The organism is Arcticibacterium sp. (genome assembly GCF_055134445.1).
This window is the reverse complement of the sequence record NZ_JBSRVI010000159.1, coordinates 23,437-40,480: the sequence shown is the minus strand read 5'-3', so window position 1 is coordinate 40,480 and position 17,044 is coordinate 23,437. Positions and strand designations below refer to the sequence as shown.

13 protein-coding genes are annotated in these 17,044 nt (G+C 37.8%); 10 read left to right on the top strand and 3 right to left on the bottom strand.

Going from position 1 to position 17,044, the window contains the following annotated elements; all coding sequences use genetic code 11:
* Nucleotides 1–274: 274 nt before the first annotated feature.
* The gene (locus ACTBZY_RS20610; protein WP_463048271.1) at nt 275–2,110 is read left to right on the top strand and encodes an ABC transporter ATP-binding protein; all 1,836 of its coding nucleotides are present in this window, start codon (nt 275–277) and stop codon (nt 2,108–2,110) included.
* A 1-nt stretch (nt 2,111) separates the two neighbouring features.
* Here the strand turns inward: ACTBZY_RS20610 and ACTBZY_RS20605 are convergent, their stop codons facing one another.
* A complete protein-coding gene (locus ACTBZY_RS20605; protein ID WP_463048270.1) occupies nt 2,112–6,017 on the bottom strand; it encodes a 3-coathanger stack domain-containing protein in 3,906 nt (1,301 codons plus the stop codon).
* Nucleotides 6,018–6,049: 32 nt separating this feature from the next.
* On the opposite strand from ACTBZY_RS20605, the gene ACTBZY_RS20600 reads away from it, so the two are divergent.
* The 6 genes from ACTBZY_RS20600 (at nt 6,050) to ACTBZY_RS20575 (ending at nt 11,040) form a co-directional block, all read left to right on the top strand.
* Complete coding sequence (locus tag ACTBZY_RS20600; RefSeq protein ID WP_463048269.1) at nt 6,050–6,184, top strand: hypothetical protein; 135 nt, start codon at nt 6,050–6,052, stop codon at nt 6,182–6,184.
* Between the two features lie 57 nt (nt 6,185–6,241).
* Nucleotides 6,242–6,739, top strand: a complete 498-nt coding sequence (locus ACTBZY_RS20595; RefSeq protein WP_463048268.1) for an META domain-containing protein — start codon at nt 6,242–6,244, stop codon at nt 6,737–6,739.
* 143 nt (nt 6,740–6,882) lie between these two features.
* A complete protein-coding gene (locus ACTBZY_RS20590) occupies nt 6,883–7,791 on the top strand; it encodes a sterol desaturase family protein (RefSeq protein ID WP_463048267.1) in 909 nt (302 codons plus the stop codon).
* A gap of 110 nt (nt 7,792–7,901) precedes the next feature.
* Nucleotides 7,902–8,723 (top strand): DUF2911 domain-containing protein, encoded by an 822-nt coding sequence (locus ACTBZY_RS20585; RefSeq protein ID WP_463048266.1) that lies wholly within the window; start codon nt 7,902–7,904, stop codon nt 8,721–8,723.
* A gap of 144 nt (nt 8,724–8,867) precedes the next feature.
* Entirely contained in the window at nt 8,868–10,196 is a 1,329-nt protein-coding gene (locus ACTBZY_RS20580) for a BNR-4 repeat-containing protein (protein WP_463048265.1), read from the top strand.
* A gap of 100 nt (nt 10,197–10,296) precedes the next feature.
* Nucleotides 10,297–11,040 (top strand): methyltransferase family protein, encoded by a 744-nt coding sequence (locus ACTBZY_RS20575; RefSeq protein WP_463048264.1) that lies wholly within the window; start codon nt 10,297–10,299, stop codon nt 11,038–11,040.
* A 245-nt stretch (nt 11,041–11,285) separates the two neighbouring features.
* Here the strand turns inward: ACTBZY_RS20575 and ACTBZY_RS20570 are convergent, their stop codons facing one another.
* On the bottom strand, nt 11,286–11,870 hold the full coding sequence (locus tag ACTBZY_RS20570; protein WP_463048263.1) for a gluconate 2-dehydrogenase subunit 3 family protein: 585 nt from the start codon (nt 11,868–11,870) through the stop codon (nt 11,286–11,288).
* A gap of 4 nt (nt 11,871–11,874) precedes the next feature.
* Entirely contained in the window at nt 11,875–13,581 is a 1,707-nt protein-coding gene (locus ACTBZY_RS20565; RefSeq protein ID WP_463048262.1) for a GMC oxidoreductase, read from the bottom strand.
* Between the two features lie 147 nt (nt 13,582–13,728).
* Here ACTBZY_RS20565 and ACTBZY_RS20560 point away from each other — a divergent pair, with 147 nt between their 5' ends.
* From ACTBZY_RS20560 to ACTBZY_RS20550, 3 genes are all read left to right on the top strand, one after another.
* Complete coding sequence (locus tag ACTBZY_RS20560) at nt 13,729–13,947, top strand: DUF1059 domain-containing protein (protein ID WP_463048261.1); 219 nt, start codon at nt 13,729–13,731, stop codon at nt 13,945–13,947.
* A gap of 184 nt (nt 13,948–14,131) precedes the next feature.
* Nucleotides 14,132–15,655 (top strand): sialate O-acetylesterase, encoded by a 1,524-nt coding sequence (locus tag ACTBZY_RS20555; RefSeq protein WP_463048260.1) that lies wholly within the window; start codon nt 14,132–14,134, stop codon nt 15,653–15,655.
* Between the two features lie 24 nt (nt 15,656–15,679).
* Nucleotides 15,680–17,032 carry a glycoside hydrolase family 140 protein gene (locus ACTBZY_RS20550; protein ID WP_463048259.1) on the top strand — a complete coding sequence of 451 codons (1,353 nt, stop codon included), beginning with the start codon at nt 15,680–15,682 and terminating at the stop codon, nt 17,030–17,032.
* Nucleotides 17,033–17,044 lie beyond the last annotated feature (12 nt).

Sequence of the window (17,044 nt, the reverse complement as noted above, 5' to 3'; positions counted from 1 at the left end):
TAAATTAAACCAATAAATTTAAAAAATAAAGAGTTTGGGGGTGGACAAAAAGTAGACAATTGAAAAATAAATAACCCTATCAATATTTTAACTAACCTTCTCACTTCCAATGACTTATAAGATTCACTTCAAAAGCTCTTTTTAAACTGTTATGCACCAAAAAAAGAGGCTATTTTTCATGTATTCGCTTAGGTGGATATAGCTAATATTAATAGTCACCTAGCACTTCCATATTTATAGGAATTATAAAGTCCAAAAAGTGGTTTTAAAACCTATGGCCCCTCCATCAATAAAAACATTAAAACCGAAATCATTCAACTTCAAAGAAAGCTTTGAAGCTTTAAGATACGTTCCAAGGTTTTTCAAGAAAGTAAAAGAAGTAAGTCCACTACTCTTTTTCTTCAATATCTTTTCACGACTCATTGACGCCGTTACACCCGTTTTAATGCTTTGGGTAGGCAAAATGATAATTGACGAAGTTATTCTACAAGTAAGCCTACCTGAAAAAGACCTCAAACAACTTTGGATTTTAGTAGGCGTAGAATTAGGCCTTGCTGTCTTATCGGACCTTTTAAAACGAGGCGTTAACCTTACAGACGCTCTTTTAGGTGACCAATATTCCAATGCATCATCTGTAGAACTCATACAGAAAACCGCTGAGCTAAATTTAGAACAACTAGAAGACGCTGAATTTTACGACAAACTAGAAAGAGCTAGACGCCAAACCACTAACAGAGTGGGTTTAATGTCAAATATTTTGACGCAAACGCAGGATGTCATTGTCATTGTTTCATTGCTAACAGGTTTGGTGGTTTTTGAGCCTTGGCTAATTGTGCTCCTAGTGGTTTCCATTATCCCGACGGTTATCAACGAAATCAAATTTAGTGGAACTAGTTATTCCTTATCGCGTAGCTGGACTTCTGAACGCCGTGAGCTTGATTACCTCCGCTATGCGGGTGCATCAGACGTAACCGCCAAAGAAGTGAAACTTTTTGGACTGGCAGATTATCTGGCAAATAGATTTAAAATCTTGTCCGACAAATATTACGAAGCAAATAAAAAACTATCTATTCAGCGAGCCTCTTGGGGTTCAGTTTTTAATGTCTTGGGCACTGGAGCCTATTATGGAGCATATGTTTTGATTCTTATGAGAACCGTGGCTGGTGTACTAACCATTGGAGATTTAACCTTCTTATCAGGTTCATTCAGTAGTCTTCGGAACAAGTTACAAGGCTTCTTTACGCGTTTCACCCAAATCACAGAAAGCTCTCTTTACTTAAAAGACTACTTCGAGTTTTTAGACATTAAAAATGAAGAGACTGGCCATGATGAACATTTGCCCTTACCTAACGAAATCAAAACTGGTTTCGAATTTAAAAATGTAGGGTTTCATTATCCCAACTCAGAAAGATGGGTGGTGAGAGGTATCAACTTCAACCTATTGGCTAATGAGAAACTGGCTTTTGTAGGAGAAAATGGAGCAGGAAAAACGACTTTGATAAAACTTCTTTTAAGGTTTTACGACCCTACGGAGGGTCAAATCTTACTAGAAGGAATTGACATCAAAAAATACGACAGAGCCGCTTATCAGCAATATTTTGGTGTGATTTTTCAGGACTTTGTTAAATATGAACTGACCATTAGAGAAAATGTGGCGGTTGGGAAAATTGACCAAATAGAAAACGTAAATCAATTAGAAAACGCCGCTGAAAAAAGTTTGGCAAATCAGGTGATTGACGAAATGCCTTCTGGCTTAGACCAGCAGTTAGGAAGACGTTTCAAAAACGGGAAAGACCTTTCTGGCGGACAGTGGCAAAAAATAGCTTTGGCGAGGGCCTATATGAAAGATGCCAAAGTCTTAATTCTAGATGAGCCTACCTCAGCCCTAGATGCCAGAGCGGAATTTGAAGCCTTTCAGCGATTCATAGGTTTGACCAAAGGAAAAACCGCCGTCATCATCTCCCACAGATTTAGCACCGTAAGAATGGCAGACCGTATCATGGTTTTAAAAGATGGCAAAGTGCTAGAAATAGGCACGCATGAAGAGCTTATGGCTAATGATACTCTCTATGCAGAACTCTTCAATCTACAGGCTGCGGGGTATCAGTAAACTATTCTGGACAACCTTCTATGGAAGCCTCAAAGCTGCCCATATTGATAATCTTGGTTTCAAAACCAGGGTTTAGCGTTATCGATTTGATACCAAGAAGTGAGCTCTCCGAATTATCACTTATCTTATTACTCCCAATTATTTTTTCTGCTTTATGTGATATATTCTCACCTGCTTTCACATCAAAAACACTAGAGTGAGTGTGAATAAAATCAACACAATTAAGTTGCGGCAGGATATATGTGACTTTTGAGAAACCATAACCTTTATTAAATCGAGCATGTGCCAACATCGTTTTCATATCGGAGTCATAAAGCTCTATTGGGCTATAAAGGTATTGACCAGCTTGAGTTCCAACAGTTTCAAACTCTAAAACACCTGAAACTACTTTTAATTTAACGAAATAAGTATTCACAGGGTATGAACCAAATGTATCGTCAAGCCGAATTCTAAAATAATATGGTTTCCCATTATAAAACCAGATAAACCAATCTTCGTCATCTATATGATCTAAACAAAGGATGCCACTAATATAATCTGATTGACTTATTTTAATAGCCTCCTTATAAGTATTGTTAGCTTCAAAGGGATCGCAATCTTCGTGTATAGTTTTTCTAAGGATTTGATTGCTACAAATATCACTTTCGCATAACACCTCATAACGGGTTGGCGATATAGGGTAAACAATAATCTCACTTCCATCGCCTCCATTATTCCATTTTATCTTACTTGATTGACACCCTAATACCTCGATACTGATTGGGTCACCATCAAGGGTATAATCGGAACTTGATTGAATTTTAACCTCACTTACCGTTTCAGCTTTAATTGTTAAGACTCCAGAGCTTTCTGATCCGTTAGCTCCATTATTTTTTATACGAAATCGATAATTTCCAGAAGGCCATGATTCCAATATTTTAAAATCCCAAGTATAAAAATCAACATTAGGGTAATATGGCTTCCTAATAATTCTTTTCAACTTTTCATCAAGTAAAACCCCTGATTGAGCATTAAATATCTGTAGTGTCAAAGTATCCGTTTTATAAGGGAGGTTATCACTTACTTTAAGTTTCACAGCAAAATTTTCGTTTTTACAAAGCGAAACAGAGTCAAAGTCTATTAGAATATCGCATGTCTGAAATTCTTTAAAATAAGTACACCCTCCATTCTCAATTAACAAACCATAGACTCCAGGTTTGGTTACGATCCATTGTGGGTTATTCGCAGCTAAAGGTGAAAGTGATTTATTACCATTTACAGAGCCCAACCAAGAAAAGGTAGTGTTAGGAAAAAGGTAATCTGAATTTAAATCTAATATTGCACTTCCTGAATTAGAGCAGAAATCACCACCTGCAGAGTAGGTTATTGAAGCCGAAAGATTATTACCATATTTAGAGGCATAATTTAGAGTATTACTGGTTAGAATAATGGAACCTTTAATAACCTTCACCAAGTATTCTCCTGAACTATGAACATCCAAATAGGAAGAATTCGAAGTTTCAACTAAAAGACCATCCTTAAACCACTGGTAAGAATCCCCTGACTTAGGAAAAGCGGAAAGCTTGTTCTCTATATTGCAGCTATCCTTTTCAGTCAAATTAATCAGAACAGCATCAGAAGAAAAACAACCTTCAGAAATTACATTAAACTTAAAGTTAGATGTTTTCAGAGCATAAGAGCCGAAATCAGGCTTTAACCCTATGCTAACCTGTTGACCAACACTTGAGTAGGCAGGAATTTCAAATCTTACTGAATTTCCTTCTGGCCAATCATACGCCTTGCTGCTTCCCCCGATACCAATCTTTCTATAAACACCTAAAAAATAATCATCAGGCCAATTACCCGTTTGGTTAATAAAAACTTCAACATTTTCTCCTTGGCAAACATCTAATGACGTCGGTGTAACAAAAGTAAAATCAGGCGTTACCCTTTCAACATTGATATTTACAAAATTATATAAAAGAGATTCTATCTCTCCCAATCCAGACTTCGCCAATTCAAGTTGAAAGCTAGTGCTAAATCTGGGAGCGGCTTTAAACCTAATAGGGTTTTTCATAGAAAATAAATTAATCTCTCCTTCCTTACTACTAACCACCGCCTCAAACGGTCCAATATTTGAGCCAAATTTTATTTCAAATTCCACAGAATCTCCAGGAACAATGGTCGTCGAAATATCACCATTTGAGTCGAAAAAAGTAACATTCTCCTGTTTGTTATATTTAAATACACTAGACCTTTTACTGCAAAAGTCCCTTTTTATACCCACCTGGTAATAACCTTGAAAGAAAGCATTAAGTGAGTCTGCAGTATGGCCAATCATTTTATCATAACTACTCCTAGAGTCGTCATCAAAATACCAAGTATAGGCGTAACTGTTTCCTTTTGGAGTTGCATTAAGAACAGTATTAATAGAATTGTCAGAATTCTTGTATTGAGATACATCGAGTTTACTTTCAAGTTCTATCTTAGAAATAGAAAATGGTCTAGAGTTTGAATCATATCCAGAGCTATTAAAAACATGAACATGATAGGAACCACTCAAGGTTGGCTGATAGTGACTATAAGTTGCCCCTTCTATAATACTACCATCTTTAAACCATTGATAAGAAAGTCCTGGTTGATTAATATAACTGACATGTAAATAATTTCCATCACATATATAAGGGCCTGATGAGGCTCTTATTACGGCCTCTGGAAAACAACCTAATTGGGTGACTTTTAACTTATGTTCAGAAATTCTGTGAGGTATATATGGCGTTCTACCAGATAACCTAATGGAGTATTCTTCATTTAATTGTGCATTCGAGGGTATTTGTATCTGTCCAGGACTTTCAAAGAAATCAGCATTAGTCCCTCCATTAATATTACTGGATATAAGTACCAAGATTTCATTATTAACATCCCTTAAAGTACCCTCCAATTCATACCAAAAATCTATCATTTCCCCTGCACACACATTTGTAGATGCAACACTGTCCTTCACAATTTTTGTATCAGAATCTACAATTAAACTATGCCCACCAAAAGTATCGGTGCCACCGCATTCATTACTAGCATTTAACCCTCTCGCATAAAATGATGCATTGAAAGGGCTTGATAACTTTAATTCAAATGGGGACGTAGTAGCCGTATATTCATAACTATAATCACTTAATTGCTCTACAATAAAGGGAAATGGAAGTTGAGGTCCATAAACCTCCACAAACAGGTTTACTGAATCATTCGGATTTACATTTTTAGTAGTATATAGTTCGCCCATATCGTCCAAAAATCTAATATGTGCCCTAGAATAAAGCCAGAATAGCTCAGAATAATTAGCCCCTGAGCCATTTGAAATCAAGACCCTATAACCCGCAGATTGGTTAGTTCTAAGAAGTGAATCTGTTTCTCCGGCCATGGGAGAAAAGCCTCCAGTGGAATTTGTCATATACCACTGATAAGTTTCGCCAAGAGAAATAGGCGAAACCCATAAATCTACTGAATCTCTACCTGCACATGTCGTATAATTATTTGTTAAAATTGACCTTTCCGAACTAGTGTTATTCGTTTTCAAAAAACGCTCTGACGCCTCTTTTTTAACTTCAATAGCACAGTCTTCAATCCTTATTTCATTAGATGTCATGAAAGTCTCTTGGAACTTAACCTTTACGAGATAATCACCTCCTCTACTTATTTGAATTATTGGAGCCAAAGAACTTTCGATAAATAAGCCATTCCTGTACCAGTCATATCTACTGTAATCTTTTGAACTAGAAACACTTAAATTAGAAACCTCATTGTTGCAAAGATTAAAATTCGTTGCCCGAATACTAATTTCAGAAACATCTTGATTGCTTTTCTGCGAATAAGCCGCTGTGGAAATGCTGAATAATGTAAATTGTAAAAGAAGAATAAATCTTTTCCTCATTTTATAGAAGTGGTGTTATTAATAGTAATACAATGTATAACATTTTTAAATGCTCTCTGAGACTTTATCAACAGTTTTCTCTAGAAATAGGCACGCATGAAGAGCTTATGGCTAATGATACTCTCTATGCAGAACTCTTCAATCTACTGGCTGCGGGGTATCAGTAAAATTGTCCATACAACCTTTTGGAGTGGATAAGCGTCTAAGAATAAAAATAAAATATCATGTTAAATAAAGTTGCTTTTCTTATCATCGGTTTACTTATGACACAACTAGATTCTTGCGAAAAAGTTGACGTGGCTATAAAGGAAGATTTGGCTGGAGAATGGGTTTTAAAGAACGTTTTCTTAAGCGATGCCATAGATACACCATGTGGCTGGGAGGTAGAAAAACATGAGCCACTCACACTAAAAATAACCAAGGATGGCGGCAAGTATTCTTTTGGAGGCAACTCCGTAATTAATACCTATTTTGGGTCTTTAGAGGTCATTTCTTTTGACGACAAAAACAGAACAGGTAAAATAAAAACAGGTGCCATTGGAAGTACTAAAATGGCAGGTCCAGAAAATTTGATGAATTGCGAAACGCGTTTTTTAACGCAACTAGACACCGCTACAGATTTTGCCTTCTCTGATAATGGCGAACTAAGAATTGGAAACTTCAGAGATGAAAACAGTCACCCTAGAGATGGCGGCTATTATCTGATTTTTGAGAAGAAATAGAATATATGTTTTACCCCCGAAATTAAAATTGTAAGATTCTGTGCATTAGATTCTTCTTAGAGAGGTCAAGCCATAATGTTTTAGCGTTTTAGGAAGTATAGTTTCTTCCTAAAACGCTATTTTTGATAAAGACCCTATCAAAAATGAATTTTCAAGCCGCTCTTCTTGAACTCCAAAACGACAAATTACTACTATTTGCCATTCCCCTTTTCTTAGTTTCCGCAGCCGTGGAATATCTTTTTGCGAAAGAAAAACTCCCAAACCTTTACCATAGAAAGGACTTCTGGGTTTCTATTTCCATGGGTATTTTTAGTAGTATTGTGGAGTTTTTACCGAAACTATTTGCCTTTATGGTATTCCTTTTACTTCACGAAATAAGCCCTTTAAAAGATATTGTTCAGCGTCAGTGGTGGGCGTGGATACTTCTTTTTCTTTTAGACGATTTTAGTTATTATTGGTTTCATAGGCTAAACCATGAAGTTAGGTTTTTCTGGGCTGGTCATGTGCCTCACCATTCTTCTGTTTACATGAATTTTGGAACGGCACTAAGACAAGGGGTGGGCGAAAGAATTCATAAGTTCTTCTTCTGGCTTTGGCTACCACTTCTGGGTTTTGACCCTTTAATGATTTTTACAATGATTTCGCTTAGTCTCCTATACCAATTTTTTGTACATACGGAATTGGTTCAAAAACTACCTAAATGGTACGAATCCATTTTTAATACACCTTCACATCACAGGGTGCATCACGCTTCCAATATCCGGTATTTGGACCGCAACCATGCAGGTGTTTTAATTATTTGGGATAGGCTATTTGGTACTTTCTCCGAAGAACTTGAGCAGGAAAAACCTGTTTATGGTCTTACGGTAAATATAGAAACGCATCACCCATTAAAAGTTGCTGGCCACGAGTACACCGCTATCTGCCAAGACATTAAAAGAGCGGATAAATTTTCTGATAAATTAAGATACCTGTTTATGGCACCAGGATGGAGCCATGATGGAGAAGATAAGCGAGCTAAAACTTTAAGAAACAATCTTAAAAAGAATTGATCTGACTACCACAAATCTTTAAAATCTTTTAATGTCCATTGTTATGCAACCTCATCAGCCAAATTGCTACCTTTGAAATGATATTAAAAACTAATATAAATTCAAAACCAATGAAAAACTTACTACTAGGTTTTGCTGTGCTTTTCTCTCTATCTGTCACAGCTCAAAATCTTAAAACTCCTGCCCCAAGTACAGGTCAGACTATCACACAAGAATTTGCTTTATCAAGCATCGAAATTAACTACTCTCGTCCGTCCATGAAAGGCCGTACTATTTTTGGTGGTTTAGTGCCTTACGGCGAAAAATGGAGAACAGGAGCAAATGGTGCTACGACATTCTCTTTTGGCCAAGACGTAACTGTAGGTGGAAAAGCCGTTAAAGCTGGCAAATATTCTATTATTACGGTTCCTGGAAAATCTTCATGGGAAGTAATGCTTTGCAAAGAAGGTACTAGCCTTCCAACCTTCACAGACGAAAGTGTGGTAGCTAGCTTCACGGCCAGTGCTATCTCTCTTCCTTTTGATGTTGAAACATTTACCATCATGGTGAGCAATGTGACTAACAACTCTGCCAATATTGATATTCTTTGGGCCAACAAAATGGCTACTATTTCAGTAACAGCAGATATCGATTCTAATATCATGAGTCAAATTGACAACGTCATGAATAAAGATAACAAGCCGTATTATGCTGCTGCAAGTTATTACTTCGATAATGGTAAAGACATCACTAAAACAGTAGAGTGGGCTAAAAAAGCTGCAGACGCTCAACCTGATGCTTACTGGGTAAGACATCTTTTAGCTAAGGCAAACGCCAAAGCAGGAAATAAAGCTGCCGCAACTGTCGCCGCTAAAGCATCGTTGGAACTTGCTCAAAAAGCGGGTAACATGGATTATGTAAGACTTAACGAAGCATTACTTAAAACGCTTTAATTCGTTTTTGAGCAAACTCAATTTATAAATGAACGCGGAGCCTAACGGCTCTGCGTTTTTTTTATGTTCTAAAAATGGTTGTTCATTTAATTTTGCTAAAACATATTGGTAGATTAAGGGCTTCAATTCAACCATAAGTAATAAATGAAAGTCTTCTCTGTTTCTATTTTAGGATTCTTCCTTTTCTCTTTATGCCTTTCGGCTCAAAATTCCAGCTCTTTTGACACCATGACCAAAGACGGAGCTTGGTGCTGGTTTTCTGACCCTAGAGCGATACAGTTAAACGATAAAATTTATGCTGGCTGGGTAGCAGCAGATGGCAGCATTATGGTGGCCAGTCATAATCAAACCACTGGCCAAACCAAAGAAGTAAATATTTCTCCTCAATTTGATAAAGACGACCACGCCAATCCTTCTTTTCTAGTGCTTCCCGACAAAAGGTTAATGGTATTTTTCTCCGCTCACTCTAGACTGGGTAAAGGAGAAAAGGAGCCTGCTATCACTTACGCGACCACGACAAACCCTGAGGACATTAGCTCTTGGGAGCCACAAAAAAGGCTCACTAAAAATTCCGAAGGCCCTATGAAGTTTTGTTACTCAAACCCAGTGATGCTCTCAGAAGAGAATAATAGGATATACCTTTTCTGGAGAGGAGGAGATTATAAACCTACTTTTGCCTACACAGACGATTTTGGACAAACTTGGTCTGAAGTTTTTGCTCTGGTAAAATCAGATTTTGACAGCGGTATAAGACCGTATGTCAAAGTTTCAAGCAACGGCAAGGACGAAATTAATTTTGCGTTTACAGACGGACACCCTAGAAATGAGCCATTAAACAGTATCTACTATTTAAAATATAAAGCTGGAAAGTTTTATAAAGCAGACGGAACTCTAGTGGGTACCATGGAATCTTTACCTATAAAACATGAAGCATGCGATGTGGTATATGATTCTCCTGAAGAATTTAAACAAAGCCATAACGGTAGCAGAGCGTGGATTTGGGATATTGCAGAAGATGAGAAAGGTTATCCAGTAATGGTTTATTCTAGGTTACCAGAAGAATCCAAACACCAATATTATTATGCCAAATGGGACGGAAAAAAATGGGTGAATTCTAAAATCTCTGAGGCCGGTTCATGGTTTCCAAGATATAATAAGACAAAAGAACTGCGTGAGCCAGAACCGCATTATTCTGGTGGAATATACCTAGACCATGAAAACACCAATGTAGTTTATTATTCAAGACCTGTTGGTGATGTTTTTGAAATCTTCAAATCTGAATCTTCAGATGCAGGAAAAACATGGACAGAAACCGCAATAACCTCAAACTCTGAGAAAGATAATGTACGACCATATGCCATCAGAGGAGCGGGAAATAATGCAAAAATTCAAATTTTATGGATGCTCAACGATAGGTATTCGCATTACATGGACTATAATACGCAGATAAAGATGGATATCCAGAAAAAGTAGTTTTGTTTAATGCGGTTTTCAAAAGGAATTAGTGTTTTTTCCGCCTTTTGCGTTACAATCATTAATTCCTATATCTTTGTGTCCAAAAAAAACAAGAAGAATGGCACTGATAGAGGAATTTGAAGAACAAGGAAATTTTCTTTTCAAATACAGAAGTTATTTTCCACTACTATTCCTGGTGATAACTGGAGCCGTTTTTTACTTTGAGGTTCTTGCAGAAAACGAATACCTATTTTCTGAAGATTACTGGTATATCTCTTTGGGGGTAGGAATCTTTGGTTTGTTTGTTAGGATTTTCACGGTAGGGTTTACCCCTGCCAATACTTCGGGAAGAAACACCACCCAAGGGCAAGTAGCAGATGAATTAAATGAGACTGGAATTTATTCTTTGGTACGCCATCCTTTATATGTTGGAAACTTTTTGATGTGGCTAGCGGTAGCCATGCTAACAGGAAATATCTGGTTTATAGTCTCTTTTACCTTTCTATACTGGATTTACTACGAACGAATCATGTTTGCAGAAGAAGCCTTTCTTAGAAATAAATTTGATAGTAAATACTTGGAATGGGCCAAAGACAAACCAGCTTTTGTTCCAAAATTAAAACTTCCTACAAAACCAAAATACCCTTTCAGTCTTAAAAAAGTACTCAAAAAGGAAAAGAATGGCATTGCTGCCCTTTTCGGTTTATTTTGGCTTTTCGATGTTATAAAAATAGGACTTACTGAAAGCTCTTGGTCTTTACCTAAAAATCAATGGTTTTGGGCTTTTGTAATTTCAGCGGTCGTTTATCTAATTCTTAAAGTCATTAAAAGATCTACGGATATCTTGGAGGATGGGAGGTGATTCTCATAGCCCAATAAAGCTAACTTTATCTCTGACTAGAATCAGGAACCTCGTTGAAAAAAGCCAAGATTATTGTTAGTGATTGATTCTTAAAAGAAGATCTCTTATTCTATGTATTTTGTAAATTTCTTTTATGCAGATTGAAAATTTACCCTTTCAGTTATTACCTAACTACTTTATAAACTTGACTTAACAACAAATGCTCAGAAACTTGAATTTCCTGAGCATTTGTTATTTTAAAACTCCTACAAACTATACGTATTCCCAACCTCCGCTAGCGGAATACAACCCTGATACGGCCCAGGGACTGGATCATAAGTCAACACATTCAAACCTATTTCTTCTGAAGAAAAATAGCCCCAAAGAGCGGTTGATTTCAAGTTTCTATAAAAGCCTACAGGCTCTTGTTTTCCTGCAGCAGTTCCCCAGATAGACCCATTAAATTTGGGAGAATTTGCTTCTTCCATCTTTAGAAATTCTACTTTATTTTCTGGACTTAAGTCTGCAAACCTGTCACCAAATTTCTCTTTACTTCTGGCGTCAAAGTCATCCATGCCTTTGTCCATAGTTTCTTGACCCGCCTCACCGTTAAGTTTGCCATAAACTAGGTCAATAAACATAACAACTTTCATTTCTAATGCCCCTGGCGTTTCTGTTTTTGGCAGTAAAGTATCTACCAAGCTAGAAATAAGTTCGGCGTGTTTTACACTCAAAAACTGTGGCTGCCAGTTTAGCCTAGACGTTTCTTTGCACGACTGCAATAGCGATGGAAATAAGGCTGTAGCTACGCCAAATAGAGCGGTTTGTTTTAATGCTTCTCTTCTTTGCATAGTATTAAAGGTTTTTCTTTTTAAGTTCAGAAACAGCGTGATTAGCAGCTCTAGCCGTAAGAGCCATGTAGGTCAATGAAGGATTGACACAAGACGAAGATGTCATACATGCTCCATCTGTTACAAAAACGTTTTTGACAGCATGCACCTGATTGGTAGCATTAAGTACCGATGTTTTAGGGTCTTTACCCATTCTTGCGGTACCCATTTCATGAATTCCGTAACCCATGCCATGTTCGTTATCAAAACCCACAATATCTTTCAATCCTGCTTTCTCTAACATTTCTACCGCGTCTATCTGAATCTGCTTATTGATAGCCAATTCGTTTTCTTTAAACTCCGCATCAATCACCAAAGTTGGCCTACCCCACTTGTCTAATTTATCTCTATCCAAGCTCACTTGGTTTTCATGGTACGGCAGACATTCCGCAAAACCCGTAATGAAAAACTCCCAGTCTCCTGGTTTCATTAGAGCATCTTTAAATTCACCGCCAAAAGCTTCTTGGTTTGCTCCAGCACCCCAGTTAGCTCTTCCCGCTCCACCTTGATAGCCGTAACCTCTTAAGAATTTATCTGTAGTCGATTTTTCGTCAATATTTCTATACCTCGGAATATAAATCCCGTTTGGTCTTCTTCCTTTGTAATACTCATCTTCATGGCCATCAAACTTACCCATAGCCCCTACTCTGTACGTATGGTCCATAAGGTTATGCCCTAACTCACCGCTATCATTTCCTAAACCATTTTCAAAACGGTTAGAAGTAGAATTCAACAATAGCTGCGTGGTACCAATGGTAGACGCATTACTAAATATAATTCTAGCATAATACTCTATGGTCTCTTTGGTTTCAGAGTCAATCACTCTCACACCAACGGCCTTCCCTTTTTCTTCATCATAAATGATAGAATCTGCCAAAGAAAATGGTCTTATTGTCAAATTTCCTGTAGCATTTGCCGCAGGCAAAGTCACAGCATTACTACTAAAATAGGCTCCGTAAGGACAACCACGGTCACATCGGTTTCTAGACTGGCACTGGCCACGACCGTTTAATGGCTCCGTCAAATGAGCTACACGACCGATAATCATGTTTCTGCCAGGAAACTCTTTTTCTATTCTTTTCTTGACGTCTTTTTCTACACAATTCAGCTCCATAGGAGGCAAAAAGTGGCTATCTGGGAGCTGCGGCAAACCTAAAGCTTCACCAGAAATACCTGCGAATTTCTCCACATGCGTGTACCAAGGAGCTATATCCTTATATCTGATAGGCCAGTCTACCCCATAACCATCTTTAGCATTTGCCTCAAAATCTAAATCAGACCAACGGTAACATTGTTTACCCCAAAGTAAAGAACGTCCTCCCATTTGGTTGGCACGAATCCACATAAAAGGCTTTTCCTCTCTGTATGGATTCTCATCGTCTTTAGCATAAAAATGCATGTTATTTTCTCCCACAAAACCAGAGCGAGCCACTATTTTACGCTCGTCTAAATCTTCTGCTGTGGCAGCACCTCTTAAGTCTAAATCCCATGGGTCATTATTCATAGTGGGGTAATCTATCACATGCTCCACCAGCCTTCCCCTTTCCAGTACTAAAGTCTTTAGTCCGCTTTCGCAAAGTTCTTTCGCAGCCCATCCGCCACTAATTCCAGACCCAATGACAATAGCGTCATAGGTCATATCCTTCTTTGCGTCAATATTAAAATTCGCCATTAAATATTTCTATAGATTTGAATTCTAAATTTAAGAAAAGAATTGGAAGCTTTGCTTTCGGCATTCCTGTTTCTCAATAGATTAATATCAAAACCTTATCTTTAAAAACAGTTTGAAATATTTTAAACCAAATCTACTATGAAAACAATGACCTGCAAACAACTAGGAGGAGCCTGCGACCTAGAATTTAAGGCGGAAACTTTTGAAGAAATGGCGGAAATGAGCAAAAAACACGGCATGGATATGTATCAAAAAAACGACCCCGCTCATATGCAAGCCATGGGGGAAATGCAAAAATTGATGCAATCTCCAGATGCCATGAAACAATGGTTTGACAATAAGCGAAAGGAATTTGAAGCTCTTTGATAAGAATTCTTTCAAAAAACAGTTTGCTTCTGAAATTTAAATTAATCCTTTTTTTGACCTAAACTGTAGGTCAATTTCCTGTTTTAAGCTATTCCTTATCATGGGCATCCATTTTATATTGTATATTGGTAAACCAAAGTAAAAACTGAACTTTTGCTTTAATTAACCCTATATAAAAAGTATTATGATGAGACTTATCCCCCTATTTCTTGCCCTCCTTTTGGGCTTTCAGGCTAAGGCACAAATCAAATTGCCAGCTATTTTTGGAGACCACATGGTTTTACAACAAAAACAGAACAATCCTGTTTGGGGTTGGGCAGAGCCAAACGAAAAAATTACCGTTGCCATAAACGGTCAAAGTCACTCCGCCACTGCCGATGCCAAAGGTCAATGGCGTATTATTTTAAAGCCAATTCCAGCTGGTGGCCCTTTTAAAATGGATATTGAGGGAAAAACCTCTAAATTCTTTTTTGAAGATATATTGGTCGGAGAAGTTTGGATATGCTCTGGGCAATCTAATATGGCCTGGCCTTTGAATAGAACTAACAGTGCTGAATTGGCTATTGCTACCGCAAAATACCCCAATATAAGACTAATCTCTGTTCCGCAAGTTGGCACCGATAAAATCAAGAACGACTTTGAGGGTTCTTGGGAGGCCACTACACCAGAAAACGCTGCTAATTTTTCTGCTATTGGTTATTTCTTCGGACAGCGTTTACATCATGCCTTGGATGTCCCTATTGGACTTATCGATAATGCATGGGGAGGTTCAGCAGCTGAAGCGTGGGTAAACAGGAGTGTTTTAGAATCCGATAAGAATTATACGGAGCTGATGTCTTCATGGAAAAAAATAGAACAAACTTATATTTATGATGAGGAAGTAAAGAAATGGCAAAAATCTTTGGAGGAGCTGAAAAAGGACGAAGATGTGCCGAGAAAGCCAACAGACTTATTAACGGGAAACCACCGACCAGCAAACATTTATAATGGTGTGCTTCACCCAACTATTGGTTACGGAATCAAAGGCGTCATTTGGTATCAAGGCGAATCAAATGCTAGTCGTTCTTACCAATATCGCGACTTGTTTCCTTTCATGATTCAAAACTGGCGTAACGAATGGAAGCAAGGCGATTTTCCTTTCTATTATGTGCAACTAGCAGATTTCATGGCAGAATCTGAACAACCAGAAGAAAGTGGATGGGCAGAGCTTCGTGAGGCTCAGACGATGACCAAAAGCAAACTTTCAAATGTTGGAGAAGCCGTTATCATCGACTTGGGAGAAGGCAGGGATATTCATCCAAGAAACAAACAAACCGTAGCCGACCGTTTGGCAAGAATTGCACTGGCAAGAGACTATCATAAAGACATCATTTACGAAGGTCCAAGCTATAAATCAATGGAGGTAAAAGGAGATAAAATTCTACTGACGTTTGATAACGTTGGTCAGGGACTTTATGCCTTTGACACCAATGAGCCCGTAGGTTTTGCTATTGCCGGAGCAGATAAAAAATTCGTTTGGGCGAAGGGTAAAATCATCTCTAATAATCAAATGGAAATATCAAGCGAAAGTATTTCAAACCCTGTTTCTGTAAGATATGCTTGGGCAAATAACCCTGTTTGCAACATGTATAACCGTGATGGACTGCCAATGACGCCATTCAGAACAGATACTTGGGAAGGTGTAACTTTCGGCAAAACGGGACGATAATAAGTCTGGACTAAAAACATACCAATGAAAGCTTTTCTTAGTCTTTTAATCTTAGTTCTTCTCTCCTTTAATAGCTATAGCCAAAAGCTTAAAATTAGCGAGAATGGAAAATTTCTATCCACAGAAAAGGGGGAACCCTTTTTCTGGATGGGAGATACGGCTTGGGAATTAATTCATCGCTTAGACAGAGCGGAAGTGGATCACTACCTTACAACTAGGTCTGCTCAGGGCTTTAATGTAATTCAAACGGTAATTTTAGCCGAGCTTGATGGACTAAACACGGCAAATGCCTACGGTCAAAAACCACTCCTAAACAATGACCCCAAGCTACTAAACGAGGCCTATTTTGAGCACGTAGATTATGTTATCAAAAAAGCCAAAAAGCTAGGCTTACAAGTAGCTTTACTGCCCACTTGGGGAGATAAGTTCAATCTTAAATGGGGTAAGGGGCCTGTGATTTTCAATCCGGAAAACGCTGAAGTATTTGGTCAATTATTGGCAAAAAGATATCTGAAGTATGATAATATCATATGGGTTTTAGGTGGCGATAGAATACCTGAAGAAAGTATTCATTTTGATATCGTTAGGTCTATGGCAAAAGGAATAAAAAGCGTAGACCAAAAGCATTTGGTCAGTTACCATCCATCAGGTTCAAGTATAGCGAGTAATTATTTTGACGACAAATGGCTAGACATAGATATGTTCCAGAGTGGACATAGCAGGGTCTCTAAAGAATATGAATATGTACATAAAGTTTCTGAAAACAGGCCCATTATCAATGGAGAGGCCAGATATGAGAATATAGGTGACCGTTTTTGGGACAAAGAACAAACGGGCTGGTTAGATGATGCCGATGCTAGAATAAGTGGGTATTGGAGTATGTTATCGGGTACGGCGGGTTATACCTACGGCTGTAATGACGTGTGGCAAATGTATGCGATTGATAAAGAACCACAGATAAAAGCACGAACAGGATGGGAAGCCGCTTTACAACTCCCCGGTGCAAATCAAATGAAGTATTTAAAGGCTCTTTTTGAAAGTTTTCCATGGCAGCAAATGAGCCGAGACCAAAGTTTGATAAGCTCTACGAATCTAGAAGATGCGTCTTATGTTTTAGCATCCATTGGTCAAAATAAGGATTTTATTATTGCTTATACACCCACAGGAAAGTCGTTTCAACTAGATTTATCAAAAATAAAGACTGGAAATGATTTAAAAGCATATTGGTACAACCCTAGAAGTGGAAAATCCAAAAGTGCTGGCACTTTCAAAACAACAGAAAACCCCGTTTTTACACCTTGGTCAAATGGCTGGGGAAGTGATTTTGTTTTGGTAGTAATAGATGCTATGACGGCATATAAATTGCCCGAATTTTAAATAAAACAGCAC

Excerpts from the sequence above, each read along its gene's own strand:
- ACTBZY_RS20610 (WP_463048271.1), top strand. The coding sequence starts at position 275 with ATGGCCCCTCCATCAATAAAAACATTAAAACCGAAATCATTCAACTTC.
- ACTBZY_RS20605 (WP_463048270.1), bottom strand. The coding sequence starts at position 6,017 with ATGAGGAAAAGATTTATTCTTCTTTTACAATTTACATTATTCAGCATT.
- ACTBZY_RS20600 (WP_463048269.1), top strand. The coding sequence starts at position 6,050 with ATGTATAACATTTTTAAATGCTCTCTGAGACTTTATCAACAGTTTTCT.
- ACTBZY_RS20595 (WP_463048268.1), top strand. The coding sequence starts at position 6,242 with ATGTTAAATAAAGTTGCTTTTCTTATCATCGGTTTACTTATGACACAA.
- ACTBZY_RS20590 (WP_463048267.1), top strand. The coding sequence starts at position 6,883 with ATGAATTTTCAAGCCGCTCTTCTTGAACTCCAAAACGACAAATTACTA.
- ACTBZY_RS20585 (WP_463048266.1), top strand. The coding sequence starts at position 7,902 with ATGAAAAACTTACTACTAGGTTTTGCTGTGCTTTTCTCTCTATCTGTC.
- ACTBZY_RS20580 (WP_463048265.1), top strand. The coding sequence starts at position 8,868 with ATGAAAGTCTTCTCTGTTTCTATTTTAGGATTCTTCCTTTTCTCTTTA.
- ACTBZY_RS20575 (WP_463048264.1), top strand. The coding sequence starts at position 10,297 with ATGGCACTGATAGAGGAATTTGAAGAACAAGGAAATTTTCTTTTCAAA.
- ACTBZY_RS20570 (WP_463048263.1), bottom strand. The coding sequence starts at position 11,870 with ATGCAAAGAAGAGAAGCATTAAAACAAACCGCTCTATTTGGCGTAGCT.
- ACTBZY_RS20565 (WP_463048262.1), bottom strand. The coding sequence starts at position 13,581 with ATGGCGAATTTTAATATTGACGCAAAGAAGGATATGACCTATGACGCT.
- ACTBZY_RS20560 (WP_463048261.1), top strand. The coding sequence starts at position 13,729 with ATGACCTGCAAACAACTAGGAGGAGCCTGCGACCTAGAATTTAAGGCG.
- ACTBZY_RS20555 (WP_463048260.1), top strand. The coding sequence starts at position 14,132 with ATGATGAGACTTATCCCCCTATTTCTTGCCCTCCTTTTGGGCTTTCAG.
- ACTBZY_RS20550 (WP_463048259.1), top strand. The coding sequence starts at position 15,680 with ATGAAAGCTTTTCTTAGTCTTTTAATCTTAGTTCTTCTCTCCTTTAAT.